21 protein-coding genes are annotated in these 25,030 nt (G+C 73.7%); 11 read left to right on the forward strand and 10 right to left on the reverse strand.

Going from position 1 to position 25,030, the window contains the following annotated elements:
• Positions 1–269, forward strand: a 269-nt coding sequence (locus ACFVFQ_RS25165; RefSeq protein WP_383419844.1) for a transposase family protein, incomplete at its 5' end; no start/stop codon positions are given.
• A 146-nt stretch (positions 270–415) separates the two neighbouring features.
• Here the strand turns inward: ACFVFQ_RS25165 and ACFVFQ_RS25170 are convergent.
• The gene (locus ACFVFQ_RS25170) at positions 416–1,012 is read right to left on the reverse strand and encodes a hypothetical protein (protein WP_383419846.1); all 597 of its coding nucleotides are present in this window, start codon (positions 1,010–1,012) and stop codon (positions 416–418) included.
• Positions 1,013–1,184: 172 nt separating this feature from the next.
• Here ACFVFQ_RS25170 and ACFVFQ_RS25175 point away from each other — a divergent pair, with 172 nt between their 5' ends.
• The gene (locus ACFVFQ_RS25175) at positions 1,185–2,342 is read left to right on the forward strand and encodes an ROK family transcriptional regulator (protein ID WP_383419848.1); all 1,158 of its coding nucleotides are present in this window, start codon (positions 1,185–1,187) and stop codon (positions 2,340–2,342) included.
• Positions 2,343–2,425: 83 nt separating this feature from the next.
• Here the strand turns inward: ACFVFQ_RS25175 and ACFVFQ_RS25180 are convergent, their stop codons facing one another.
• On the reverse strand, positions 2,426–3,172 hold the full coding sequence (locus ACFVFQ_RS25180; RefSeq protein WP_383419850.1) for a GntR family transcriptional regulator: 747 nt from the start codon (positions 3,170–3,172) through the stop codon (positions 2,426–2,428).
• Between the two features lie 380 nt (positions 3,173–3,552).
• On the opposite strand from ACFVFQ_RS25180, the gene ACFVFQ_RS25185 reads away from it, so the two are divergent.
• Positions 3,553–4,215, forward strand: a complete 663-nt coding sequence (locus ACFVFQ_RS25185) for an aspartate/glutamate racemase family protein (RefSeq protein WP_383419852.1) — start codon at positions 3,553–3,555, stop codon at positions 4,213–4,215.
• On the opposite strand, the gene ACFVFQ_RS25190 is transcribed toward ACFVFQ_RS25185, so the two are convergent.
• Entirely contained in the window at positions 4,201–5,124 is a 924-nt protein-coding gene (locus ACFVFQ_RS25190; protein WP_383419854.1) for an RNA polymerase sigma-70 factor, read from the reverse strand. The two genes, ACFVFQ_RS25185 and ACFVFQ_RS25190, sit on opposite strands and share 15 nt — an antisense overlap.
• A 57-nt stretch (positions 5,125–5,181) precedes the next feature.
• Positions 5,182–5,604, reverse strand: coding sequence for a VOC family protein (locus ACFVFQ_RS25195; protein ID WP_383419856.1), 423 nt, complete (start codon positions 5,602–5,604; stop codon positions 5,182–5,184).
• A gap of 216 nt (positions 5,605–5,820) precedes the next feature.
• Here ACFVFQ_RS25195 and ACFVFQ_RS25200 point away from each other — a divergent pair, with 216 nt between their 5' ends.
• The 4 genes from ACFVFQ_RS25200 to ACFVFQ_RS25215 all read left to right on the forward strand — a co-directional run bounded on the left by ACFVFQ_RS25200 (position 5,821) and on the right by ACFVFQ_RS25215 (position 11,258).
• Positions 5,821–7,419, forward strand: coding sequence for an alkaline phosphatase D family protein (locus tag ACFVFQ_RS25200; RefSeq protein WP_383419858.1), 1,599 nt, complete (start codon positions 5,821–5,823; stop codon positions 7,417–7,419).
• An 83-nt stretch (positions 7,420–7,502) separates the two neighbouring features.
• Positions 7,503–8,930 (forward strand): GNAT family N-acetyltransferase, encoded by a 1,428-nt coding sequence (locus ACFVFQ_RS25205; protein ID WP_383419860.1) that lies wholly within the window; start codon positions 7,503–7,505, stop codon positions 8,928–8,930.
• Positions 8,931–9,000: 70 nt separating this feature from the next.
• A complete protein-coding gene (locus ACFVFQ_RS25210) occupies positions 9,001–10,695 on the forward strand; it encodes a DUF885 domain-containing protein (RefSeq protein ID WP_383419863.1) in 1,695 nt (564 codons plus the stop codon).
• Positions 10,696–10,811: 116 nt separating this feature from the next.
• The gene (locus ACFVFQ_RS25215; protein ID WP_376563775.1) at positions 10,812–11,258 is read left to right on the forward strand and encodes an Lrp/AsnC family transcriptional regulator; all 447 of its coding nucleotides are present in this window, start codon (positions 10,812–10,814) and stop codon (positions 11,256–11,258) included.
• A 26-nt stretch (positions 11,259–11,284) separates the two neighbouring features.
• On the opposite strand, the gene ACFVFQ_RS25220 is transcribed toward ACFVFQ_RS25215, so the two are convergent.
• The 4 genes from ACFVFQ_RS25220 to uppS form a co-directional block, all read right to left on the reverse strand.
• Entirely contained in the window at positions 11,285–14,422 is a 3,138-nt protein-coding gene (locus tag ACFVFQ_RS25220) for an AAA family ATPase (RefSeq protein ID WP_383419867.1), read from the reverse strand.
• Complete coding sequence (locus tag ACFVFQ_RS25225; protein ID WP_383419869.1) at positions 14,419–15,585, reverse strand: exonuclease SbcCD subunit D; 1,167 nt, start codon at positions 15,583–15,585, stop codon at positions 14,419–14,421. Before ACFVFQ_RS25225 ends, ACFVFQ_RS25220 begins: the two co-directional genes overlap by 4 nt.
• A 253-nt stretch (positions 15,586–15,838) precedes the next feature.
• Positions 15,839–16,819, reverse strand: coding sequence for a squalene/phytoene synthase family protein (locus ACFVFQ_RS25230; RefSeq protein ID WP_383419871.1), 981 nt, complete (start codon positions 16,817–16,819; stop codon positions 15,839–15,841).
• On the reverse strand, positions 16,816–17,772 hold the full coding sequence (gene uppS / locus ACFVFQ_RS25235) for a polyprenyl diphosphate synthase (protein WP_383419873.1): 957 nt from the start codon (positions 17,770–17,772) through the stop codon (positions 16,816–16,818). The genes ACFVFQ_RS25230 and uppS overlap by 4 nt, the downstream gene beginning before the upstream one ends.
• Positions 17,773–18,739: 967 nt before the next feature.
• Between uppS and ACFVFQ_RS25240 the strand changes: the two genes are divergently transcribed.
• Together ACFVFQ_RS25240 and ispG are read left to right on the forward strand one after the other, a co-directional pair.
• A complete protein-coding gene (locus tag ACFVFQ_RS25240) occupies positions 18,740–19,819 on the forward strand; it encodes a polyprenyl synthetase family protein (protein ID WP_383419875.1) in 1,080 nt (359 codons plus the stop codon).
• 96 nt (positions 19,820–19,915) lie between these two features.
• Positions 19,916–21,076: a flavodoxin-dependent (E)-4-hydroxy-3-methylbut-2-enyl-diphosphate synthase gene (ispG, locus tag ACFVFQ_RS25245; protein ID WP_383419877.1), complete on the forward strand. Its 1,161-nt coding sequence runs from the start codon at positions 19,916–19,918 to the stop codon at positions 21,074–21,076.
• A gap of 95 nt (positions 21,077–21,171) precedes the next feature.
• On the opposite strand, the gene ACFVFQ_RS25250 is transcribed toward ispG, so the two are convergent.
• Positions 21,172–21,705 (reverse strand): GNAT family N-acetyltransferase, encoded by a 534-nt coding sequence (locus ACFVFQ_RS25250; protein ID WP_383419879.1) that lies wholly within the window; start codon positions 21,703–21,705, stop codon positions 21,172–21,174.
• Positions 21,706–21,850: 145 nt separating this feature from the next.
• Between ACFVFQ_RS25250 and ACFVFQ_RS25255 the strand changes: the two genes are divergently transcribed.
• Together ACFVFQ_RS25255 and ACFVFQ_RS25260 are read left to right on the forward strand one after the other, a co-directional pair.
• Positions 21,851–22,006, forward strand: a complete 156-nt coding sequence (locus tag ACFVFQ_RS25255; protein ID WP_383419881.1) for a hypothetical protein — start codon at positions 21,851–21,853, stop codon at positions 22,004–22,006.
• 123 nt (positions 22,007–22,129) lie between these two features.
• On the forward strand, positions 22,130–23,845 hold the full coding sequence (locus ACFVFQ_RS25260) for a BCCT family transporter (RefSeq protein WP_383419883.1): 1,716 nt from the start codon (positions 22,130–22,132) through the stop codon (positions 23,843–23,845).
• An 88-nt stretch (positions 23,846–23,933) separates the two neighbouring features.
• On the opposite strand, the gene ACFVFQ_RS25265 is transcribed toward ACFVFQ_RS25260, so the two are convergent.
• Positions 23,934–24,842: a hypothetical protein gene (locus ACFVFQ_RS25265; protein ID WP_383420074.1), complete on the reverse strand. Its 909-nt coding sequence runs from the start codon at positions 24,840–24,842 to the stop codon at positions 23,934–23,936.
• Between the last annotated feature and the right edge of the window lie 188 nt (positions 24,843–25,030).

Consider the following 25,030-nt stretch of genomic DNA (forward strand, 5'->3'; position numbering starts at 1 on the left):
TCTGTGAACGTCTGAAGATCCCCGTCCTCGCGGACAAGGCCTACCAGGGCGCCGGCGGAACCGTCTGCACCCCCTTCAAGCGACACTGCGGACACAAGCTCACCACCGCACAGAAGGCCGTCAACCGTGCACACTCCCGACTACGCAGCCCTGTTGAGCAGGCCTTCGCCCGCCTGAAGACCTGGCGGCTCTTCCGCCAAGCCCGCTGCAGCCCCAACCGACTGACGTCAATGACCAAACCGGTCCTCACCCTGGAGCAGCACCGCTGAAGAAGCTCAGTGGACGCTGGCGACCATGGCGGAGGAGTACGGGCGCCTGCGCACGGCGGCGTTCACCGAGTCCTGACGGAACGGGACGACGGACGTCGGGGTGGGCGCGGGGTGGCTGAGCCCGGGCGCGCCCGGGCGGCTCCGGGCTACGGCGCGGATACCTCATCCCCGCCCGGTATTTCGCCCTCCCCCGGGGGCCGCGCCGCCACCGCGCCCACGACCTGGCGCGGCTGCCCGGGCTCCAACGGCCCGGCACCGACCGCGATCCAGCGGCCGCCGTCCCGCCAGGCGTACACCCGCGGCACCAGGGTGCACAGCACGTCAAGCGGAGCCGGGACGGGCAGTCCCTGCGCGCTGTGCTCCAGCGCCTCCGTCAGGTCGTGGACGACCGGCTCGCCCCACCGTAAGGACACCACCGCGACCAGCGCGGCGAGTTGCTCCGTGCACTCCTCGCGGGCCGACGCGGCGTCCGCCGGGTCCGCGTCCCACAGCGGGCCGCTCGCCCACAGCGGCGCCACGTGGAAGCACGGTCCGCCCTCGCCGGCCAACGGGCGGGCCGCCAGCGCGTCGAGCCGGGCGAGCGCGGTGGGCGGCCCGCCGGGCGGCTCGGGCCCGTGCGGCGCGGTGGGCACGGCGGACGCGGTAGGTGTGGCCGACGCGGTGGGTGCGGTCGGTGTGCGGGGCGGCGGGATCGTCGGGGTGGGTTGCTTGCTGTGCTGTGGTTCCGGCTGCTGTGGCGTCATACCGTCAGTAAACCGCTGGGGACTGACAATTGGCCGTCCTCGCGGGGTGAGGCCGGTTCGGGCCAGCGCCGTCGGGCCGTCCAAGGCCCGGGAGGCACACGGTTCGTGGGACTCGCCGCACACCCGCTGACCGGCTACGATCCGCCAGACAGGCGAGGCGAGGAGACGGACGTTGGGTCGGCTCACCGGCGGGGACCCCTCTCTGCTGCGACGGATCAACTCCGCGGTGGTGCTGCACGCGCTGCGCGCCGCGGACTCCCCCACGCTCACCGATCTCGTCCAGGTGACCGGCCTGTCCCGGCCGACGGTCGAGGGCGTGATCGAGGGGCTCATCGAAACCGGGCTGGTGGCCGAGGCGCCCGCCGAGGAGGGCGAGATCCGGCGGCAGGGCCGGCCGGCCCGACGGTTCCGGTTCGTCACGGAGGCCGGGCACCTGTTGGGCATCGAGATCGGCGCGCACCGGGTCGCGGTGGTCCTTGCCGACCTCAGTGGCCAGGTGGTGGATGCGGCGGAGCGCGACGTGGCGGAGTCCGCGCCGGCCGACGAGCGGCTGGAGCGGGTCCGGGCGGTGGTCTCCGAACTGCTGCGCCGGACGGGCGTGGCCCGCAGTTCGCTGCGGGCGGTCGGCGCGGCCAGTCCGGGCATCGTGGAGGCGGACGGCACCGTGCGGCTGGGCACCGCGTTGCCCGGTTGGACCGGGCTGCCGCTCGGCGAGCGGCTGCGACGGTCGTTCCGCTGCCCGGTGCTGGTGGAGAACGACGCCAACGCCGCGGCGGTGGCGGAGCATTGGCAGGGCGCGGCCACCGCTTCCGATGACGTGGTGTTCGTCCTGGCGGGGCTGAGCCCGGGCGCCGGGGCGCTGATCGGCGGGCGGCTGCACCGCGGTTTCGGCGGCGCCGCCGGGGAGATCGGCGCGCTGCACCTGCTGGGGCGGGAGGCGAAGCCCGAGACGCTGCTGTCGACCACCGGGGAGCCGCTGCAACCGCTGGACGAGGCGCAGGTGGCGACGGTGTTCGCGGCGGCCCGGGGCGGGGACGCACAGGCGCGGGAGGCGGTGGACCGCTTCCTGCGGCGGCTGGTGCACGACGTGGCCGCGCTGGTGCTGGCGCTGGACCCGGAGTTGGTGGTGGTCGGCGGCTGGGCGTCCGGTCTGGCGGGCGTACTGACGCCGCTGCGGCGGGAGTTGGCGCGCTACTGCCTGCGCCCGCCGGAGGTGGTGCTGTCGCGGCTGGGGCAGGCCGCGATCGCCACCGGCGCGCTGCGGCTGGCGCTGGACCACGTGGAGGGCGAACTCTTCGCCGTGGAGGGCACGGTGACCGCGCGGCGGTGACCGCGCGCCCCGGGCGGCGAACGACGGCGGGCCCGCACCGGGGCGTCCGGTGCGGGCCCGTCCGACATGGCGCGGCCGGCGGGTCAGCTCGCGAGCAGCGGTTCCGTCTCGCGCTCCCCGAAGGTGAGCCGGCAGGTGTCGGCGCGGTAGGTGGAGACCGCGACGGCGACGGCCCGGCCTCGGGAGACGTAGCGGGTGGTGACCACCAGAACGGGCGCGCCGGGCAGACGGTCCAGCTGTTTGGCGTCCTCGGCGCGGGCCGAGCCCAGTTCGACGGTGCGGTCCTGGCCATCCAGGTCGAGCAACTGGAGGGCGCCGAGCACGGCGCGGGCGCGGGCGCCGGTGTCGAGGGGCAGCGCGTCGCCGCCGGCCGGTACCGCGTCGGCCCGGACGTACAACAGCTCGGCGGCGACCGGCTGTTGGGCCGAGACCCGGCTGCGGCGCACCAGGTGGACCGCCTCGCCGGGGGCGGTCTCCAACAGGCGGGCCACCGCGGTGGGCACCTCGTCGGTCTCGCTCGCGTCGACCGGCTGCCAGTCGTCGCCGACGGCGCCCGGCCAGGTGTGGCGGGCGGGCTCGACGGCGACGCCGACCCGGGGCGGTGCGACGGTGGTGCCGACGCCGCGGCGGCGCTGGAGCCGGCCCTCCAACTCCAGCTGTTCGAGCGCCTGTCGGAGCGTGGCCCGGGCGACGCCGAAGCGCGCCGCCAGATCCCGCTCGTTGGGCAGGATCTCCCCGACCGTGAACTCCTTGTCCAGCGCGTCGCTGAGCACGGTCTTGAGATGCCAGTACTTAGGCTCCGGAGCCGTTTCGAGCTGCGTGATCCCCACCCCCCGAGGCCGCGGGCCCGCCGCGCGGGCCCCCTGCTGATGCGTAACGAGACGACGTAACAAAACCGACCCGCGAACGGGTCCGATGGCACCCACCCAGTGTCTCAAGGGCCGGTGACACCTGGGCTCCAACAGGGCGGTGGCACGTGGCCCCAACGGGCCAGCGACACCCGGTCCCCAGCAGCCCCGAGTAATGCGCGCTTCTTTATTAAAGGTTGTTGCAGTATCTCGACGATATGACCACCCCCACCCTTGGTCAAGACCAATCCCCCATCCGTTTCCGCCCGCTCACCGCGTCTTCACGAGGCCGCCAGCACCGTTCCGCACCACGCGGCAACCGGCCGTCCGCCGAGCCGGAGGCGGCCGTTAGGCTCGCGGGCATGCTCGCCCTGCTGCACACCTCGCCGGTCCACGTCCCCGTCTTCGATGCGCTGCGCGACGCGGACGCGCCCGGGCTGCCGCTGCGACACCTGGTCCGGCCCGAACTCCTGGCGCGCGCACGGGAGTCGAGGCCCGACGGGGTCGCGCGCGAGGTCGCCGAGGCGCTCGGCGAGGCCGTCCGTGGCGGGGCCCGGGCGGCGCTGTGCACCTGCTCCACGCTCGGGTCGGTGGCCGAGGCGGCCGGGTCGGCGGCGGGGTTGCCGGTGCTGCGGGTGGACCGGCCGATGGCCGCGGCGGCCGTCGCGCACGGCCCCCGGATCGCGGTGCTCGCCGCGTTGGAGAGCACCCTGGCGCCCACCGCGGAGCTGATCGCCGAGGAGGCCCGCCGCGCCGGGCGCCCTGCGCGGGTGCACCACGTGCTCGTCGCGGGTGCCTGGGAGCGGTTCGAGGCCGGTGACCAGGCGGGTTATCTGGCGGCGGTGGCCGATGCGGCGCGGCGGGAACGGGACGGCGGCCGGGCCGATGTCCTCGTCCTGGCGCAGGCGTCCATGGCACCCGTAGCGGACCGGCTCGCGGCCGACGGGCCGGGCGGGAACGCGGTGCCGGTGCTGGCGAGTCCGCGCACCGGCCTGCGTGCGGCGGCCCGGCTAGCGGGCGAGTGAGACCAGCTTGTCCGGGTTGCGCATGAGGTAGACGGTCTCGATCCGGCCGTCCCGGATGCCGAGTTGGACCACCGAGTCCGGGGCCCCGTCGACGCGGGCGAGCAGCGCGATCCCGCCGTTGAGTTCGAGGAAGTCGAGCTCCAGGCCGGCCGGGAGCATGGCGATGACACCGATGAGGAACCGGGCGACCTTGTCGGCGGACTCGATGATCCGCAGCGAGGACTTGGCCTTGCCGCCGCCGTCCCCGACCAGCCGGGCGTCCGCCGCGAGCATGGTCAGCAGTCCCTCCAAGTCGCCGCCGGCGGCGGCCGACAGGAACCGCTCGGTCAACTCCCGCTGCCGGTCCGGGTCGACGTCGTACCGCGGCCTGCCCTCCGCCACGTGGCGCCGGGCCCGGCCCGCCAGTTGGCGCACCGCGGCCTCGCTGCGCTCCAGGACGGTCGCGATCTCCGCGTACGGGTAGCCGAACGCCTCGCGCAGCACGAACACCGCGCGCTCCAACGGGGAGAGCGCCTCCATCACGACGAGGACGGCGAGGGTGACGGTCTCGGCGAAGACCGCCCGCTCGGCGCCGTTCGGGAGGGGTTGCCCGGGGACCAGCACATCGGTGGCGAGGGGTTCGGGCAGCCAGGGACCCACGTAGGACTCGCGGCGCGACTGGAGTTGACGGAGCCGGTCGATGGCCAACCGGGTGGTGATGCGGACCAGATAGGCGCGCGGTTCGCGCACCTGGGTCCGGTCCGCGGCGAACCAGCGCAACCAGGCGTCCTGGACCACGTCCTCGGCGTCGACCACCCGGCCGAGCATCCGGTAGGCCACTGCCTGGAGCAGCGGGCGGTGGGCCTCGAAGACGGTGGTGGCGTCGTCGGCGGGATCGGTCAGCACCGTTCTATCCCACCGGGCGGGCATCGCGTTGTCCAGCCGGGAGGGCGGGTGACCGTCAAGTGGCGTGCGGGCGGCCGGGGTTCAGGTGGCGCCCAGGACCCGTGCGTTGTTCCAGTCGCGGGTGCACAGGACCAGGCAGTAGCCGTCAGGGTCCTCGATGGTGACGCCCCAGGCGTCCCAGTAGGCGTTGTGGGCCGGTACGCGGGTGCCGCCGCGGCGTTCCAACCGGGCGACGAGGTCGTCGGGGACCGGGCCGTCCAGGTAGAGGACGAGGAGGTCGTCCGGTGTCGGGGTCGGGCGGAGCGTGCCCGTGGGGTCGAGGGTCAGCTCCAGGTGCCACGTGGCGTCCGGCCAGCCCAGCATGAGGAGAGAGTGCTCGCCCTCGTGGGCGGTGTGGCGGTGGAGTTCGCGCAGGCCCAGCCCGTCGCGCCAGAAGCGGCCGGCGGCACTCAGATCGCCGGACGGGCGGGCGACCCTAAGGTGCGCGGAACCGAGGGTGGGCATGGCGGTCGCCTTCCATGGGGCCGGCCGGGCGGCGGCGGATTAGCGGAGCGTAGACGTTTGGGCCGGTACCTCGCGATCGGCCGGTGGTCCTGCGACTCTGGTCCCCTCTCCCGCCTCATATGGGCGTAGTTCACCGGGAGTTCGCCCGCGCGGCACCGGGTGGCGATACGAACGGGGGCGTAACGAACGGGATCGAGGCAGCACGGAGGTAGCACGATGGCGCAGGGTGCCGGCAGAGGCTTCGGACGGCGGTCGCTCCTCCAGGGGGCGGCGGCGGGCTCCGCGGGACTGGTGCTGCCCGCGGTGACCGGTGCCGTCCCGGCGGGGGCCGCGCCGGCCCTGGTGCGCCGCGGGCGGCCGAGCGCCTCCTGGGGCGTGCAGGCCGGTGACGTGACCGCGTCGTCCGGCCTGGTGTGGGCGCGGTCCGACCGGCCGGCCCGGATGGTGGTGCAGACCGCGGCCACCGAGGCGTTCCGCAACGCCCGTACCTGGCACGGGCCGTTGCTCGGCCCCGGTACGGACTTCACCGGGGTGACCGCGCTGCACGGGCTGCCGGCCGGCGAACAGGTCCACTACCGGGTGCTGCTGGCCGATCCGGACCACCCCGAGCACGCCGGGGAGCCGGTGACGGGCACGTTCCGCACGGCGCCGGACCGCCGCGGCGGGCGGCCCGCGGGCGTCCGGTTCCTGTGGTCCGGCGACCTGGCCGGGCAGGGCTGGGGCATCAACCCGGAACGGGGCGGCTACCGGGTCTACGAGGACATGCGGCGGCTGGATCCGGACTTCTTCCTGTGCAGCGGCGACAACATCTACGCCGACAACCCGATCCAGGAGCGGGTGACCCTGCCGGACGGCCGGATCTGGCGGAACGTGACGACCGAGGAGAAGTCCAAGGTCGCCGAGACGCTGGCGGAGTTCCGGGGCGCGTTCCGCTACAACCTGCTGGACGCGAACCTGCGGCGGTTCAACGCCCAGGTGCCGACGATCACCCAGTGGGACGACCACGAGGTGCACAACAACTGGTATCCGGGCCAGGTGTTGGACGACGACCGGTACCGCGTCAAGGACGTCGACGTGCTCTCCCGGCGGGCGCTGCGCGCCTTTGGCGAGTACTTCCCGCTGCGCACGCTCCGCCCGGACGGGGAAGGCCGGGTGTACCGGGTGCTGCGGCACGGCCCGCTGTTGGACGTCTTCGTGCTGGACATGCGCCGATACCGCAACGCCAACTCGCCCGACCGGCAGACCGACGACCCGCAAGGCATCCTGGGCGCCGAGCAGTTGCGCTGGCTCAAGCGGGAGCTGTCGCGCTCGCGGGCGGTGTGGAAGGTGATCGCCGCGGACATGCCGCTGGGGCTGGTTGTCACGGACGGCCCGACGGACTTCGAGGCGGTGGCGCAGGGCGACCCGGGCGCGCCGCTGGGGCGGGAGTTGCAGATCGCCGAGTTGCTGCGGCACATCAAGCACCGGCGGATCACCGGGACCCTCTGGCTGACCGCCGACGTCCACTACACCTCGGCGCAGCACTACGCGCCCGAGCGGGCCGCGTTCACGGACTTCGAGCCGTTCTGGGAGTTCGTGTCGGGGCCGCTGCACGCGGGTGGTTTCCCGGCCGTGAAGCTGGATGGAACGTTCGGGCCCAAGCAGCCGTTCATCAAGGCACCGGAGCGTGCGAACGTCTCCCCGGCGGAGAGCCCGCAGTTCTTCGGCGAGGTGGCGATCGACGGGGGAAGCGGGGAACTGACGGTGCGACTGCGTCAGGAAGGCGGAGGGATCTTGTTCACCAAGACGCTGCAACCAGGACGGGTGGGGCAGTAGCGACCAATGCGCCCATTGTGTCTTTTACCCGCCCGACACAAGGTGTTGGCGACCAGGCAACACCGTTCCGCGAGGCTGTCCGCATGACTGATGCGACTTCCGTCCGTTCCCCCCGGCGCCACCACTGGCGTCGGGACGTCGTCGAACTGGCCGCCCTGTTCACGGCCGTGGCGGTGGCCGACGCCGCCGCCAACACCATCGCCCACGGCCCCTCCGGCCCGGTGATGCTGTGCGCGGGCGCGGGCGCGCTGTTGGCCACGGCCGGCTTCCACGTCTGGTGGGCACGCCGTCATGAGCACGCCCCACCGCCGACGGATACCGGGGATACGGCCGCCGCCCACGGGCCGACCGCCACGGGGGCCGCCGCGCCGGCTCCCCCGCGCGATGCCCGGGAGGCGACGCTGTGGCGGATGCGCACCACCGTCCGGGACGAGCCGGGCAGCCTGGCCGCCCTGTGCACGGTGCTGGCCGCCCACCGGGTGGACATCCTCAGCCTCCAGGCCCACCCGCTGTCCTCGGGGACGGTCGACGAGTTCCTGCTGCGCGCCCCGGCGGAGTTGGCGCCGCGGGAGCTGACGGCCGCGGTGGCCGACGCGGGCGGCGTGCAGACCTGGTTGGAGCGGGCCGACGCGCACGACCTGGTCGACGCGCCGACCCGGATGCTGAGCCTGGCCACCCGGACCGCGCTGGATTCCGCAGAACTCCCGTTGGCACTCCGGCAGTTGCTGGGCCGCTGCACCCTCCACTCGGTGCCGGCCCGGTCGCTGACCGGTCAGCCGCTGGCCGAAGCCGTGCCCGCCGAGGGCGTGTTGGAGGAGCACACCATGAAGTTCCGCGATCCCTCCGGGGGCTCGCTCACCATCGAAAGGCCGCAGTTGCCGTTCACCCCCACCGAGTTCGCCCGGGTGCGCGCACTGGTCGAGCTGGACACCCGGCTCGGCCAGCGCGTCCCGCCGCGCCGCGACGTGCTCACGCTGCCCGAGGGCAATGAGCTCACCGTCCGCCGCGCCGGCCCCGGCGACCTGGCGGCCGCCCGCGCGATGCACCTGCGCTGCTCGGAAGGGACGTTGACGCGGCGCTACCACGGCCCGATCGGGGACGCCGACCGCTATCTCGACCATCTGCTCAGCCCGCGGTTCGGCCGCACGCTGGCCGCGGAGACCGCCTCCGGGCGGCTGGTCGCGCTGGGCCACCTGCTGTGGGACGGCGACGAGACCGAGGTGGCACTGCTGGTCGAGGACGCCTGGCAGCAGCGCGGCATCGGCGCGGAACTGCTGCGCCGGCTGGTCAGGATGGCCGCCGAGACCGGAAGCAAGAGCGTCTACGCGGTCACCCAGGCGTCCAACACCGGCATGGTGACGGCGATGCGCGGGCTGGGGCTGCCGTTGGACTACCAGATAGAGGAGGGCACGCTGGTGATCACGGCGCGCCCGACGGGCGTCCCGGCCCACCGGGAGCCCCGCGAGTCCCGGGAGGCGCTCCGGGTCCGGAACGGGTCCCGCCGGGGCTGAGGGGACGCGTCAGCAACGTCAGCCGGAATGATGGTGACGCGGCGGGCTGATCCATACGAGGATGGCCCGCATGTCCAACACCACTACCCCCACGGGCGGTCCGCTGCCCCGCCAGGTCGCCGACGCCTACGTCGATGCGCTCATCGAACTGGACCCGATCACCGGCACGTACCTCGGCATCCCCGAGAGCTTCGGCAAGCTCCCCGACTTCTCGCCCGAGGGCCAGGAAGCGGTGGCCCGGCTCGCCCGCACGACGCTGGACGAGTTGGCGGCGGCCGAGGCCCGGCCGGGCGCGGACGACGCCGCCGAGAAGGTCTGTGCGCGGCTGCTGCGCGAACGGCTCTCCGCGGAGCTCGCGGTCCACGACGCCGGCGAGGGGCTGCGGACGGTCAGCAACATCAGCTCGCCGCTGCACCACGTGCGCGAGGCCCTCAACCTCACGCCCACCGAGACCGAGGCGGACTGGGCGGCGGTCGCCCGGCGGCTGCGCGCCGTGCCCGCCGCGCTGACCGGCTACCGCGCCGCCCTCCAGGCCGGCCTGGACAAGGGCCTGCCCGGCGGTCCGCTCCAGGTCACCACCGTCATCGGGCAGCTCGGCGAGTGGATCGGCACCGAGCGCAGCTGGTTCGCCGACTTCACCGCCCCCGGCCCCGAGGCGCTGCGCACCGAACTGGACGCGGCCGCCGAGGTGGCCACCGGCGCCCTGGTGGAGCTGCGCGACTGGTTCCGGGACGTCTACGGCCCGGCGGTCGAGGGCGCGTCGGACGTGGTGGGCCGCGAGCGGTACGCCCGGCTCGCGCGCTACTACAACGGCGCCGACATCGACCCGGAGGAGGCATACGCGTACGGCTGGTCCGAATTCCACCGGCTGCTGGCCGAGATGACGACCGAGGCCGAGAAGGTGCTGCCCGGCGCCAAGACGCCGTGGGAGGCGCTGGCCTGGTGCGACGAGCACGGCGAGGCGGTCGAGGGCGTCGAGGAGACCCGGCAGTGGCTCCAGTCGCTGATGGACGAGGCCATCGACGCGCTGGACGGCACCCACTTCGACCTCGCCGAGCCGGTCCGCCGGGTCGAGTCGAAGATCGCCCCGCCCGGTGGCGCCGCCGCCCCGTACTACACCCAGCCGTCGCTGGACTTCTCCCGGCCCGGCCGTACGTGGCTGCCCACCATGGGACAGACCCGCTTCCCGGCCTACGACCTGGTCTCCACCTGGTACCACGAGGGCGTGCCCGGCCATCACCTCCAGCTCGCGCAGTGGGTGTACGTCGCCGACCGGCTCTCGCGCTACCAGACGACGGTCGGCATGGTCAGCGCCAACGCCGAGGGCTGGGCGCTGTACGCCGAGCGCCTCATGGACGAACTGGGCTTCCTGACCGTCCCGGAGCGGCGCCTGGGCTACCTGGACGCGCAGATGATGCGGGCGATCCGGGTCATCATCGACATCGGCATGCACCTGGAGCTCCAGATCCCGGCCGACTCCCCCTTCCACCCGGGCGAGCGCTGGACGCCGGAGCTGGCCCATGCGTTCATGGCCGCGCACAGCAGCCGGCCGGCCGACTTCGTCGAGAGCGAGATCATCCGCTACCAGGGCATGGCCGGCCAGGCGATCGGCTACAAGCTGGGCGAGCGGGTCTGGCTCCAGGGCCGGGAGGCCGCCCGGGCCCGGCACGGCGCGGAGTTCGACCTCAAGGCGTGGCACATGGCGGCGCTGTCCCAGGGCTCGCTCGGCCTGGACGACCTGCTGACCGAACTCTCGGCGCTCTGACGACGGCCATCCGCCGCGGCCGGTCGCCCGCCTTGCGAGGGGTGGTCGGCCGCGGCCGCGTCAGGGGTACCCCAAGACCCTTGCCCGGCCGGCGAATTCCCTGCTAGACAGCGGGGATGACCGGATACTCCCCTGATGCCGTCGACCGGCGCATCCTCGACGTCCTCCAGCACGACGGGCGGGTGGGCCGCGCCGAGTTGGCCCGGGCGGTGAACGTGTCGCCGAGCACGGTCGCCACGCGGGTGCGACGCCTGGAGGAGTCCGGGGTGATCTCCGGGTACGCGGCGGTGATCGAGCCGGAGCGGGTCGGGCTGCCGGTACTGGCCTTCGTCCGGCTGCGTCACTCCGGCGGCAACGGCAAGCCCTTCCGGGACCTGCTGGCGGCCACCCCGGAGATCCTGGAGGCCCACCACGTCACGGGCGAGAACTGCCTCTTCCTCAAGGTCGCCGCGCGCTCCATGAAGCACCTGGAGGAGGTCTCGGGCCGCATCGGCGCCCTGGGCGAGGTGGCCACGAGCGTGGTGTACTCCTCGCCACTCCCCCGCCGGCCGGTCAGTACCTGAGCCCTGGCCGGGTCACCCGGCGGGCGTCAGGCCCCGCCCGGCCCCCGGTGCCGCACCCGGGACCCCGTGCGGTCCTTGACGACCTCCAACTGGGCGGGGATGCGGGCCTTGAGGTCGGCGACGTGGCTGACGATGCCGACGCTGCGGTCGCGTTCGCGCAGGCCGTCCAGGACGTCCAGGACCTCGTCGAGGGTCTGTTCGTCGAGGCTGCCGAAGCCCTCGTCGATGAAGAGGGTGTCGAGGCGGGTGCCGCCGGCCTCGTCGGTGACCACGTCGGCGAGGCCGAGGGCCAGGGCGAGCGAGGCGAAGAAGGTCTCGCCGCCGGAGAGGCTGGCGGTGTCGCGTTCGCGGCCGGTCCAGGCGTCGACGACGTGCAGGCCGAGGCCGGAGCGGCGGGCGCCGCCGGCGCGTTCGTCGGAGTGGACGAGGGTGTAGCGGCCGGCGGACATCCGGTGCAGGCGGGCGGTGGCGGCGGCCGCGACCTGCTCCAGGCGGGCGGCCAGGACGTAGGACTCCAGTCGCATCCGGCGGGCGTTCTCGGCGGAGGTGCCGGCGGTGAGCGTGGCGAGCCGGGCGATGCGCTCGTGCGCGGCGCGCAGCGGGGCGAGGTGGCGGGCGTCGGTGGTGGCCTCGGCGGAGAGCTGGTCGAGGGCGGCGCAGCGTTCGACGGCGGCGGTGAGGGTCGCGGTGGCGGTACGGAGCCGGGCGGCGGCGGCCTGATGGGCGGCGCGGGCGGTCTCCGGGGCGGCGGGCGGGAGGGCCGCGGCGGCGCGGAGTTCGGGGCGGTCGAGTTCGGCCGCCGCGGCGGCGGCCTCGGCCTGCCCGTCGTCGAACTGCCGTTGCAGCGCCCGGCGTTCGGCCTCGGGGAGGGTTGCGTCGGCGGCTTCCTGGGGGGTGGCGAAGCCGGCGCGGTGGGCGGCGTCGGCGAGTTGGGCGTCGGCGTCCGTGAGGCGCCCGGCGCAGGCCTCCGTGGTACGGGCCGCCTCGGCGGCGGCGGAGAGCAGCGCCGCCTGGCGTTCGAGCCGGTCGGCCCGCTCGGCGACGCTGTCGCAGTCGCCGCGGGCCTCGGTCAACTCGTCCTCCAGCGCGGCCCGTTCGCGCTCCAGGGCCTCGCGGCGGGAGGCGCGGGCGGCGGCCCGGCGCTCGGCGTGCTGCTGGTCGTCGCGGCGCCGCTCATACTCCCGTTCGGCGCGGGCCAGCGCCTCGCGGGCGCCGTGCAGTGCCGCGCCGGCGCTGTGGGCGCGGGCCGCCTCCTGCGTCAACTCCTCGACATGGGCGGCGAGTTCGACGGTCGGGGTGTCGCCGGCCGCGGCGCCGGCGGCGGCCAGCGCCTCCTTGACCGCCTGGTGGTGGTCCTCCGCGCGCCGGCGCGCCTCCTCGGCGCGGCGGTGGTCGGCCTGGGCGGCGTCCTCGGTCGCCCGGTCGACGTGGCCGGCGCCGGGGCGGGCCGGATCCGGGTGCGCGATGGAGCCGCACACGGCGCAGGGTTGACCGTCCGTCAGGTCGGCGGCGAGTTCGGCGGCGATGCCGCGCAGTCGCCGGTCCTTGAGGTCCAGCCAGTGCTCGTGGGCGGCCGCCGCGCGTTCCCGGGCGGCGAGCAACTCCTTTTCGGCGTCGGCGAGTTCGCCTGCCAGGTCGTCGCGGCGGCGGGCGGCGGAGAGCCGTTCGGTGGCCGGTGCGAGCTGCCCGGCGAGCTGCTCGGCGCGCCGGACGGCCTCCTGGGCCTCGTCGATCCGGCGCTGGTGGGCGTCGCGCGCGGCGTCCCAGCCGGTCAGCCACTCCGCGGCGTCCAGCAGCGTCTGCTCGTCGGCGTGCGCCTCGCGGTCCACGTCGGCGTACTCGCGGGCGAGTTCGGCGGCGCGGCGCTCGGTCCGGCGGGCCGCGGCGAGGGAGCCGAGGGTGGCCCGTGCCTGGCGCTCCTGCTCGGCGAGGTGGTCGGCCCCGGCGTCGGCGAGGGCGGGCGGCAGCGGGGCGCGGTGGCGGCGTTCGGCGTCCTGGGCTGCGGCCAGTTCCCGCTGGGCGGCGTCCCGGAGGGCGAGCGCGGGGGCCACCTCGGCGGCGGCGCGGGCGCGCTCCAACTGCGCCTGGATGCGGTCGCGTTCGTCGACGCGGGCGGCGAGCTGCTCGGCGCGCCGTTGGGCCTCGGCGTGGCGGCGCTGGAGGCGGTCGCGCTCGCGGACCTCCTCCCAGCGGTCGGCGGCGGCGCGTTCGGTGGCCTCGGCGGCGGCCAGCGCGCAGCGGGCGGCCTCCAGGCGTTCGCGGGCGCCGACCCGGGCGACGGCGGCGCGGGCCAACACCGCGTCGGCGAAGCCTACTTCGCCCGGTCCGGGCGCGGCGGCGTCCCCGTCGGCGGAGGCGGTCGGCGGCGCGCTGCGCGGGGTGCGTCCGCCGCGGCCGGCGGGTCCGGCCTGGGCCGGTACGGCGGCGCGGGCCACCGGCGCCGGCACGGACGGGTCGTCGAGGTCGGGGGTGTCGCCGGCGGCCTGGGTGATCCGGTGGGCGAGCGCGAGCAGGCGCTCGTCGCCGGCCGCGACCCGGTCGGCGGCGGCCTTGCGGCGGGCGGTGAGCTGGTCCTCCAGCGCGGCGAACCGCCGGGTGTCGAAGAGCCGGCCCAGCAGCTTCGCGCGGGCCTCCGCGTCCGCCCGCAGGAAGCGCGCGAAGTCGCCCTGCGGCAACAGCACCACCTGGCAGAACTGCTCCTTGCTCATGCCGAGGAGTTGCCCGATCTCCTCGCCGATCTCCTGGTGGGAGCGGCTGAGCGCGCGCCAGGCACCGGCGGCCGGGTCGCCGTCCGGGGCGGGGGTGAACTCCCTCAGCCGGCTGGCCGCCTTCTCCTTGGTGGTGCCGGCGCCGCGCTTCTTCGGGCGGGGCTGCTCGGGCAGCCGGGTGATCTCCAACCGCCGCCCGGCGACGGTCAGTTCGAGGACGACCTCGGTGGGGGTGGCCGGGTCCGCCAGGTCGCTGCGGAGTGCCTGGCCGCTCTGCCGGGCGCCGGGCACCGAGCCGTAGAGGGCGAAGCAGACCGCGTCCAGGACCGAGGTCTTGCCCGCGCCGGTGGGGCCGTGCAGCAGGAACAGCCCGTCGCGCGCGAGCCGGTCGAAGTCGACGGTGTGGCTGCCGGCGAACGGGCCGAAGGCGGTCAGGGTCAGCCGGTGCAGCCTCATCGCGCCACCTCCGCGGCCGCGTCGGCGGTCCGTACCTCGTCGATGGCCGAGCGCAGTTCGGCCCGCTCGTCGTCGTCGGCGCCGCGGCCGGCGCGGACGTGGGCGACGAAGTCCTCGGCGATCTCCTGGTCGCTGCGGCCGCGCAGCCGCTGGGCGTACGAGGCGGCGGGGCGTTCCGGGGACGCGTCGGGATCGAAGACCAGGCTGAGGGTGTGCGGGAAGCGCTTGGCGAGCTTGGCCATCGGCTCGGCCGGGCGGGCGGGGTCGGTGAGCGTGGCCTCGACCCAGGAGCCCTCGTGGCGGGTCAACTCCGGGTCGTCCAGGAGGTGTTGGAGGGGGCCGCGGAGCCGGGCGAGTGGGCGGGGCACCGGGCAGTCCACCCGCTCGGCGTGCACGGTGCCGTCCGCGTCGAGGTCGATCAGCCAGGACGACTTGCGGTGGGTGGCCTCGGAGAAGGAGTAGGCGAGCGGCGATCCGGAGTAGCGGATCCGCTCGGTGAGGGTCTGGCAGCCGTGCAGATGGCCCAGGGCCACGTAGTCGACGCCCTCGAAGACCGCGGCGGGGACGGAGGCGACCCCGCCGACGGTGATGTCCCGCTCGCTGTCGCTGGCGGTGCCGCCGGTGACGAAGGCGTGCGCCAGCACCACGGAACGGGTGCCGGCGGGCCGGCCGGCGAGGTCGGCGCGGACCCGGTCCATGGCCGCGCCGAGCACCGCGGCGTGGTCGGCGCGCGGGGCGCCGAGGGCGTCGCGCACCATGGCCGGTTCGAGGTAGGGCAGCCCGTAGCAGGCGACCGGGCCGTGCGCGTCCGCCAGGAGGACGGGCGTGCCGCACTCCTCCGGGTCGGTGTGCAGGTGGATGCCGGCCCGTCGCATCAGTCCGGAGCCGACGCCGAGCCGGCGGGCGGAGTCGTGGTTGCCGGAGATCATGACGGTGGGGACGCCGAGCGCGGCCAGTCGGTGCAGGGCGTCGTCGAAGAGCTCGACGGCGGCCAGCGGCGGCACCGCGCGGTCGTAGACGTCGCCGGCGACGAGCACCGCGTCGACGTCCCGGGTGCGCACGGTCTCGACGAGGTGATCGAGGAACGCGCGCTGGGCGGCGAGCAGGTTCACGCGGTGGAAGGACCGCCCCAGATGCCAGTCGGAGGTGTGCAGAAACCTCACGAAACCGCTCCGACCTGCATCTTCTCCCTCTCCATGGGCTTTGAGCCGCCTCCCGCGCCAGCACCTCCGACGCGAGTCCCTGAGTCCCCCTGCGCACGCTGGTCGCGCCGAGCGCCCCGTCGCTCACGGACCTCATTCTCGCATCCGTGCCCGAGGCCAGGTGATCGTGGATGCCAACCCGTGATCTGCCGCGCAGGGCTCCGCGGCCCTCGGCCGACCGCCGCCGGCCGGCACCTGATCACCGGCTCGCCGGTCAGCCGATGTGCGTGCCGTGTTGGAGGGTCCGCAGGGATCGGAAGGCTCGGAGGGTGTCGCTGAGCAGTTGGGTGGGCGAGGGGCGCACGCGCCACAGGCGGCTGGGCCGGAGCAGGGCGGCACCCTGGTGTTCGAGGCCGTTCATGCCCTGCGCGAGGAGTATCAGGATGGCGCGGTAGAGGAGTTGGACCGCTTCGTCGGCGTCGTCGAGGGCATCGTGGGCCACCTGGAAGGCGGAGCGGGTCCTGCCGCACGCGTCGGCGAGGAGCGCTCGGACGGCCGGGGTGTCCCGGCCCGCCTCCAAGTCGGCGCGGGGCACGCGGAAGCGCAACAGCTCGGTCTCGGGGATGGTGAGCAGGCCCGCTTGCAGGTCGTCGGCCAAGTCCGCGAGATCGTCCCAGCGTTGCGCGGCGTCGATGGCCAGTCGTGCCGCGGTCTCGTTGCGGGGGTGCAGGGGGACGCGGCACGTGGCGAGCTGGATGCGGACGGCGGGCATGGTGCTGCGGTCGATGTTGTCGTGGTGGTCCTGTTCGGTGGTGTAGCCGGTGACGCCCAGGCGGCCGGCCTGCCCTGCCAGGTAGGCGTGCACGTCGGCCGGGTCGATGGGCCGCTCCTGCATGGTGTGCAGAAAGGCGCGCAGGAAGGGCTGGGCAGCCCGGCCCGTGACCAGCCCGGACCGGACGTGTTCGCCCCACGCGTGGAACCTGGCCGGTTCGCACCGGTGCACCGGCACGTCCACCAGACGGTCGGCGTAGACCCCGAAGGCGGTGCACGCCCACAGGTGCGGTTGCAGCGCTGCCGGGGCCAGCAGGCGGACGAAGGGGTACACGACCGGATACCTGCGGGCCACCAGCAGGGCCGCTGCGGTGTAGTCGTCGCGGAGCCGACCCTGCTCGATCCCGGCCAGGCGCAGCGTGCGCTGCCAGGGCGTGGCGTGCGAGACGAGCCGGCGCAGCGGCGGCAGGCCGGGCGTCGTCATATGAGTCGGTCCGGCGGATCGGCCTTCGTCGCATCTGCGATGAGTCGGTCCAGGGCGAAGTGGGCGGTCTCCCGCAGTCCGTCCCACAGCTTGGAGCCCAGGTGCGAGGCGACCGCCGTGGGCAGGCCGAGCAACGCCGTCGGGCGCGGCAGGGCAGGCAGGGGCGGCAGGCCCGGCGGCCGGGCGGGGCTGCCGGCCGCTGCCGGGCCGGCGGCTTCGGCCGGGCCGGTCGGGTCCGCCGCGTCCACTGGGTCCACCGCGCCGAAACGACGCCTTCGTTGGGAGTAGAGCTCCAGGGCATGGCGGAAGTGCGTGGCGCGGAAGTCGGGCCACAGCACGTCGAGGAAGACGAACTCGGCGTACGCGCTGTGCCACAGCAGGAAGTTGGACAGCCGGTACTCGCCGCCGGTGCGCACGAGCAGGTCCACGTCGGGCAGTTCGGGCATCTGCAGGTGCCGGGTGACGGTGTCGGTGGTGATGCTCTGGGCCGGCGCCTGCTCGGTGACCAGGGAACGCGCGCCCTCGCAGATGTCCTGACGGCCCCCGTAGTTGAAGGCCAGGACCAGCTGGAGCGTGTCGTTGCGACGGGTCGTCTCCTCGACGGCGCGCAACCTGGCCATCACCTCCACCGGAATGCGGGGATCGTCGCTGCCCAGCAGCCGCAGCCGCACGCCGCGGTCGTGCAGGGGCCGTGACTGCTGGTCGACGGCGTGCTGGGCGAGGAAACGCATGAGGAAGCTGACCTCCTCCTCCGGGCGCGACCAGTTCTCCGTGGAGAAGGCGAACAGCGTCAACCACTCGACCCCCGCCTCCAACGCGCCGTCCACGACCTCCTCGACGGCGGTCCGGGCGGCTATATATCCGTGGGGCCGATCCAGCCCGCGGTGCTGGGCCCATCGCCCATTACCGTCCATGATTACGGCGACATGCCTAACGGGAGCGGCAGTTACCATCAACCCTCCTAAGGGCCCATGTGCAACGAGTGGATCCCACCGGGCGTTCGCCCGGGTCGATACGGCATACTCTTCGCGGCGGAATTCTTCGCGCGGATCACCCGGAGCCCGACGAAAGCGAACTGCCGCTTTCGCCAAGTCGCTTGAGACAGCTGGCCGTTCGCTTCCTTCGCGTCAATGCGGTGGCGTGAACGCGGTAACGCGCCCCGGATTATCGTTACTTCTCGATCGAGGACTCCGGACACCGACAATACTCCCACGGAAGACGCGTGGGTGCTCCTCGCAACCGAGCGCCTCCCGGCTGCACCATCACACCGGAGCGGGGGCGTACTTCGCGCCCTTCGCATACATCGAGAAACGCTGACGGCGTCCGATGACGTCCGATGCCCAGAGAAACGTATCGCCTTCCTGGGACGCCCATGCTGACGAATCCGACACTTATCAACTCCAGCCAACCGGCCGTTCACCCCCCTCGCGGCCACCAGGAGAACCTCGGGCGGCGCCCATGGCACCGAACCGGCACACCCCTCCCGACCAGGCGACGACGAATCTCCGCCATGCTCATATAAGTCCGAATGAATTCACGTCAGTTGTCGCGGTCATCCGCACCTCTCCGATGCGCACCTGAAGAAGTTTCAAGTCTGCGATAGATGTATACCGGGGCGCATAGGGACTATTGGCATCGCGCTCCCTCGGTCGAGGAAATTCTGCACCGTGCGCGTTTCCCAGGCGTCCCAGAGGAAAGCATGGTGCCAGTCGGGGAACGACATCGAACCGAGCTTTCGATGGTGACCTTTGAGCGCTCCGCCGGCCGGCCTCTCGTCATCCGGTGGAGTTCCCCTCCTCGGCACTCCGCGACATCAACACGCGCAATCCGGCGGTTCGGAACACCCGAGTCCGTCACCGGGCCACGATCCGCAAAGCGGCATCCCGCGCCCCTCTCCTCCCCCACCGCAAAGGAGTTCCGGTGGCCCCCTTCGCCGTCACCCCCAACGCCCTCGACCTCGCCGATCTGCGCACGCGCATCGACACCGTCCTCGCCGGTTCCCTCCGCCGCGAGCCCACGACCGTCCCGGCCCAACGCGGGCAGGCGGACGAGCTCTCGACGGCGCTCGCCGACTTCGTCCTCGCCCCCGGAAAACGCATCCGGCCTCTGCTGTGCGTGCTGGGCTGGCACGCGGGCGGTGGGAGCGGTGCCGAGGAACGGCTCTGGCAACTGGCCGCCAGCCTGGAGCTGTTCCACGCCTTCGCGCTGATCCACGACGACATCATGGACGCCAGCGACACCCGCCGCGGCCGGGCCAGCGCGCACCGCTCCTTCGCCACCCGGCACGCCGACCGGGCGGACTCCGAGGCTTTCGGCACCAACGCGGCCATCCTCCTGGGGGACCTCGCCCTCGTCCGCGCCGACGAGATACTGCATGCCGCACGCCTGACACCACAGCAGAGCGAGGCCGTGCTCCCGCTGCTCGACGCCATGCGCAACGACGTCATCCGAGGCCAGTACCTGGACCTGCTGTCAACGGGGACGGTCACCGACGACATCGAGCGCGCCCTGACCGTCAACCGCCTCAAGACCGCGCAGTACACCGTCGAACGGCCCCTACAGGTGGGTGCGGCCCTGGCCGGCGCGGGCCCGGACGTGTTGCGTGCCTGCTCGGCCTATGCCCTGCCGCTGGGCGAGGCGTTCCAGTTACGGGACGATCTCCTCGGCACCTTCGGCGATCCGCACGTCACCGGCAAATCCGACTGTGAGGACCTGCGGTCCGGCAAGGCCACCGTGCTGGTGGCGCTGGCCGTGCGCCGCGCCGACCGGGCCCAACTCAGGCAGCTCACCGAGCTGTTCGGAGATCCGCGGCTGGACGGGGACGGCGCGGCCCGCATGCGCCGGATCCTCGAACAGACCGGTGCCCGCGCCGCCGTCGAAACAATGATCACCGACCGGCAAGCCGCCGCCCTCGCCGCCCTCGACCGGGCGGCCTTCCCGCCCCGGGTCGACGCCGTCCTGCGCCGGATCGCCGCCACCAGCGTCCGCCGCACGAAATGAAGCCCCACCCCGCGCCGCGCCGAGACCGCAGCCCCGCGCACCTCACCTTCCCACAGTCGGCCCTCATCAGTCGGTGACGGCCAGGACGGAGCTCAGATGGCCACGGAACTCGGCATGCCCACCGCACGCCGGTCCACCGCACACGACACCTCACCCACCCCACCACGGCGCCGCAGTCGACAGGTTGCCGTCGGCGCGGTGGCGGTCGGCGGCGACGCCCCCGTCTCCGTGCAGTCGATGACCACCACCGTCACCGCGGACGTCAACGCCACCCTCCAGCAGATCGCCCAACTCACCGCGGCCGGCTGCGAGATCGTCCGGGTCGCGGTGCCCACCCAGGACGACGCCGCCGCGCTGCCCGCCATCGCGGCCAAGTCCCCCATCCCCGTGATCGCGGACATCCACTTCCAACCCAAGTACGTCTTCGCCGCCATCGACGCCGGCTGCGCCGGGGTACGGGTCAACCCCGGCAACATCAAGGCGTTCGACGACAAGGTGCGCGAGATCGCCCAGGCCGCCGCCGCGGCCGAAGTCCCGCTGCGCATCGGCGTCAACGCGGGCTCCCTCGACAAGCGCCTGCTGGCCAAGCACGGCAAGGCCACGCCCGAGGCGCTCGTCGAGTCGGCGCTGTGGGAGTGCTCGCTCTTCGAGGAACACGGCTTCCAGGACCTGAAGATCTCGGTCAAGCACCACGATCCGCGCACGATGATCGCCGCCTACCGGCTGCTCGCGGCGTCCTGCGACTATCCGCTGCACCTCGGGGTGACCGAGGCCGGGCCCACGCTCCAGGGCACGGTCAAATCGGCCGTGGCCTTCGGTGTGCTTCTCGCCGAGGGCATCGGCGACACCATTCGCGTGTCGCTGTCCGCCCCGCCGGTGGAGGAGGTCAAGGCGGGCGAGCAGATCCTCCAGTCCCTGGGTCTTCGCCCCCGCCGGCTCGAAATCGTCTCGTGCCCGTCCTGCGGGCGCGCCCAGGTTGACGTCTACCGCCTCACCGAACAGGTCAGCGCCGCCCTCGACGGGTTCCCGCACCCGCTGCGGGTCGCCGTCATGGGGTGCGTCGTCAACGGGCCCGGGGAAGCACGCGAAGCGGACCTCGGCGTGGCGGCCGGCAACGGCAAGGGGCAGATCTTCGTCCGGGGTGAAGTCGTCCGCACGGTGCCCGAGTCGAAGATCGCGGACACGCTCGTCGAGGAGGCCCTGCGTCTCGTCCCGCCGCAGTCACCGCCTGCGCCCCCGCCGAAGGCGTCGCCTTGACGAGGGCACGGCCAGGCACCGTGAACCCGTGAACCCGAGAGGCCGCCCCGCCGCACCGCCAGCGCCCGCGCCCATACCCGCGCGTGCCCGTGGCGTCAGTCGAGCCGCATCGCCAGTACCTGGCCCGGCCAACTCCCGGCGAGGAAGGGGACGGTGGGCGTGAAGCCGTTGCGCTCGTAGTACGCGACCAGCTCGCCCCCGCCGCCCGCCCAGCAGTCGACCCGCAGCAGCGCCACACCGGCCCGCCGGGTCTCCGCAACGGCGTGCGCCAGCAGCGCCGCCCCGACGCCTCGTCCGGCATGCCGCCGGTCGGAGACCAACAGGCGGACGAACCGCTCGTCTTCGTCCGCCAACGGGATCGACACCTGCGGGTTGGGGCCGGTGCCCAGCACCAGGGTCCCGACCGGCACCCCGTCCAACTCCGCAATGTGCGGGTCGTTTTCGGTCAGGTACCGCTCGACCCGCGCCACCCCGCCGGGCTTTTGCGAATACGGGGTCGTGCCCCACTGCTCGGTGTTGCCGCGCGCGTTCATCCAGGCCACCGCGCGGTCGAGCATGCCCAAGACGGCCGGCGCGTCGGACAGTTCGCCGGGCCTGATCCGTATCCCTCGTGTGGTGTCGTCGTTCACGGGGGCAGCTTAGACAGGTCCCGCGGCGAGGGCCGCGCGCACGTCGTCTGGACCTCGACGCGGAGGTGCTCGGTCCGTTCCTCGACGAGGTCACCGGCTGGGCCCCGGCCAGACGACCACCGCCCCGCGGGCGATCGTGCTGCTGGTGGTCGTCGAGCGGGGCGGTATGCCGCGCTTCCTCCCCGACGGCCCCGGCATCGGCCGCCACGGCCTGGCGGCGGAGGCCCCGGAGTCCGTGCCGCACCGCGACGACCTGGGCGTCCACGGCAGCCGGATCGCCTGGGCGGCCCGCCGCCCCTGAACCGCACGCCCGCGGGGCGTCGGCCGGGCGGGCGCCCCGACCGCTGGCCAGATTGGGTGCGCACCGGCCCGAACGGCGCGCCAGCCCGGCGAATCATCTCATTCCGCACCATAGTGGGGCGCCATGAGCACGGAGCCCTCGTATCCCGTCGCCCCTGACCAGAAGCCCCCGCAACAACCCCCGGACCCCACGATCGTGACCATCGGCGTGGTGGTGGTCCTGCTCGTGGTGGGGTGGGCGTCCCTCGGGAAGGACAACTTCGCCACCGTCTCGGACACCGCGCTGCACTGGGTACTCGCCAACTTCGGCTGGCTGTTCGTGGTGGGCGCCGACTTCTTCCTGGTGTTGTGCGTCGTCATCGCGTTCAGCCGGTTCGGCGCGATCCGGCTCGGCCGGGACGACGCGGAACCGGAATTCACCAACCTCGCCTGGATCGCGATGATGTTCAGCGCCGGCATGGGCATCGGCCTGATGTTCTACGGCGTGGGCGAACCGCTCCAGCACTATGTGTCGCCACCGCCCGGATCCGGCGCGCACGCCAAGACGTTGACCGCGGCCCGCACGGCCATGGAGTACTCCTTCTTCCACTGGACGCTCACCCCTTGGGCGATCTACGGCGTCGCCGGACTCGCGCTGGCCTACGCGGGCTTTCGCAAGGGCCGCGGCAACCGGCTCAGTTCGGCCTTCGTCCCGCTGATCGGCGAGCGGCGGGCCAACGGCGGACCGGGCAAGGTGATCGATCTGCTGGCCGTCTTCGCCACCGTCTTCGGCACCGCGACCAGCCTGGGCCTGGGCACCCTCCAGGTCGCCGAGGGCCTCAACCTGACGGCGGGCGCCCCCAGTTCCCGGACCCTGGAGCTGATCATCGTCGCCGCGCTGTCGGCCGCCTTCGTGGCCTCCGCCTTCTCCGGGCTGCACCGCGGGGTGAAGTGGCTGAGCACCCTCAACATCGCGCTGGCGGCGCTGCTGATGCTCTTCGTCTTCGTGGTCGGCCCGACCGTGTACGTCCTGAACACCATTCCGGCGAGCCTGGGCGGTTACCTCAGCGAACTGCTGCCGATGGCCTCGCGGACCGGCGCCTTCACCGACCCCACCTGGCTGGGCCAGTGGACGATCTTCTACTGGGCGTGGTGGCTGTCCTGGGCGCCGTTCGTCGGCACGTTCCTGGCCCGCATCTCGCACGGCAGGACCATCCGCGAGTTCCTCGTCGGAGTGCTGCTGGTTCCCAGCGGCGCGACCATGGTCTGGTTCTCCGTCATGGGCGGCAGCGCGATCCGCCAGGACGCGAACGGCCGGGCCGAGCTCGCCTCGACGGTCGCCAAGGGCGCCGAGGCGTCCCTGTTCGGGCTGCTGGACAGCCTCCCGCTCGGCACGCTTACCTCGTGGGTGGCGATGGTGCTGGTGATGACGTACTTCGTGACCAGCGCCGACTCCGCCTCGCTCGTCATGGGCTCGCTGACCAGCCGGGGCGCGCTGCACCCGCGGACCTGGTTGGTCGTCCTGTGGGGCGTGCTGATGGCCGCGGTCGCGGCCGTGTTGCTGATCGCGGGCGGGCTCAGCTCGCTCCAGACGGCGACGATCCTGGTGGCGCTGCCGTTCGTCCTGGTGATGCTGGCGCTGTGCTGGTCGCTGCTGGCCGAGCTGCGCGAGGACCCGGGCGCCGGTGCCCCGCGGCACGCCCTGCACGGACTGCGGGACGCGGTGACGGCCATGGTCGGCGAGGCGGTCACCGAGCACAGCCGGCCCCAACACCCGCGCCTGCAACGGCTGCGCCGCACGGCCAACACCCGACGCGGCGAGGGCGGCTACGGGGACGGGGACGACGACGGGATGCCGTGACGGCCCCGATGCGCCGCACGGTGCGGCACGCCTAGGGCCCGTCCCGCGGGTGTGCCGCACCGTCGAACCTCTCAACTTCCCCTCACCGTCAGCGACTTAGGTCGCCATGTGCCCGGCCCCGGCCGTGCCCCGCGTGCAGTCCCGCAAGCAGTCCCACGGCGGTGAGCAGCCAGGCCCCGACCCCGATCCACAGCAGGACCCGGCCCAGGGTGTGCAGCGCGGGCGCGGCCGTGACGGTGGCGGTGGCGAGCGCGGCCACCGCGGTCATGCCCAGCGGGAAGACGGTGGACCAGCGCCGCACGTCGTAGCGCGGCCGCGGCCGGATCAGCTCCGCGGCGGTGAGCACCGCGCACCAGACGAGGCTGAGCGTCAGCAGCACCAGGGCGGCCGCGCACAGCAGTCGGTGCGCGGCGCCCGTCCGCAGCGGGGAGGCGGCGAGCGTGGCGGCGGCCAGCGCCGAGATCGCCAGGGCGCCGCCGGCGACCCACTGGTCCCCGGCGCCGGTGCCCACCTGTCGCAGGTCGAAGCGCGCCAACGCCGGTACGTACAGCAGCAGTCCGAGCCAGAACGGCACCCCACCGGCCGCGCCCAGCCAGTCGCCGGCGCCGGCCAGGGACAGCCTGGCCGTCAGCACCGCCAGCCCCTCGGTGGCCACGCACACCAGGAAGACCGACCCGGGCATCCGCCGCCGCCAGTGCCGTACGACCGCGAGCAGCAGCCCCGACCACAGGGCGACGGCCAGCACGAGTAGCACGGCGGCCGGCACTCGCCACCCCAGCAGACACAGCCGGGTGCCCAGCACGGTGGTGGCGGCGACGGCGGTCAGGGCGGGCGGCGTGTCGGCCTCGGCGCGCCAGCGGACCCGGTCGCCCGCCAGCCGGGCGGTGAAGTCGGCGGCGAGCAGCAGCCAGAGCGCGGCCGCCAGGCCCAACGCGATCCGGGAGAGCGGCTCCTGGCCGATGAGGTGCAGACCCACGGAGAGGACGCCGGTGGCCATCACCGCGGCACCGGCGCCGGGCGGCAGCGCCGCCCACCAAGCGCGCACACGACCGATCACCACCCCATCCGGCCCCACTCGGGCGCGAGCCGCTACCCCGGCGCGGCAGACAGCGCAACGTCCGCCCACCCGCCGGTGCCCGCCCGCCGAACGGCCCGCCCGCGATAACGCGGCGTCACATAGCGGCG

It is taken from the genome of Streptomyces sp. NPDC057743 (genome assembly GCF_042798755.1).
Classification (GTDB): Bacteria; Actinomycetota; Actinomycetes; order Streptomycetales; family Streptomycetaceae; genus Streptomyces.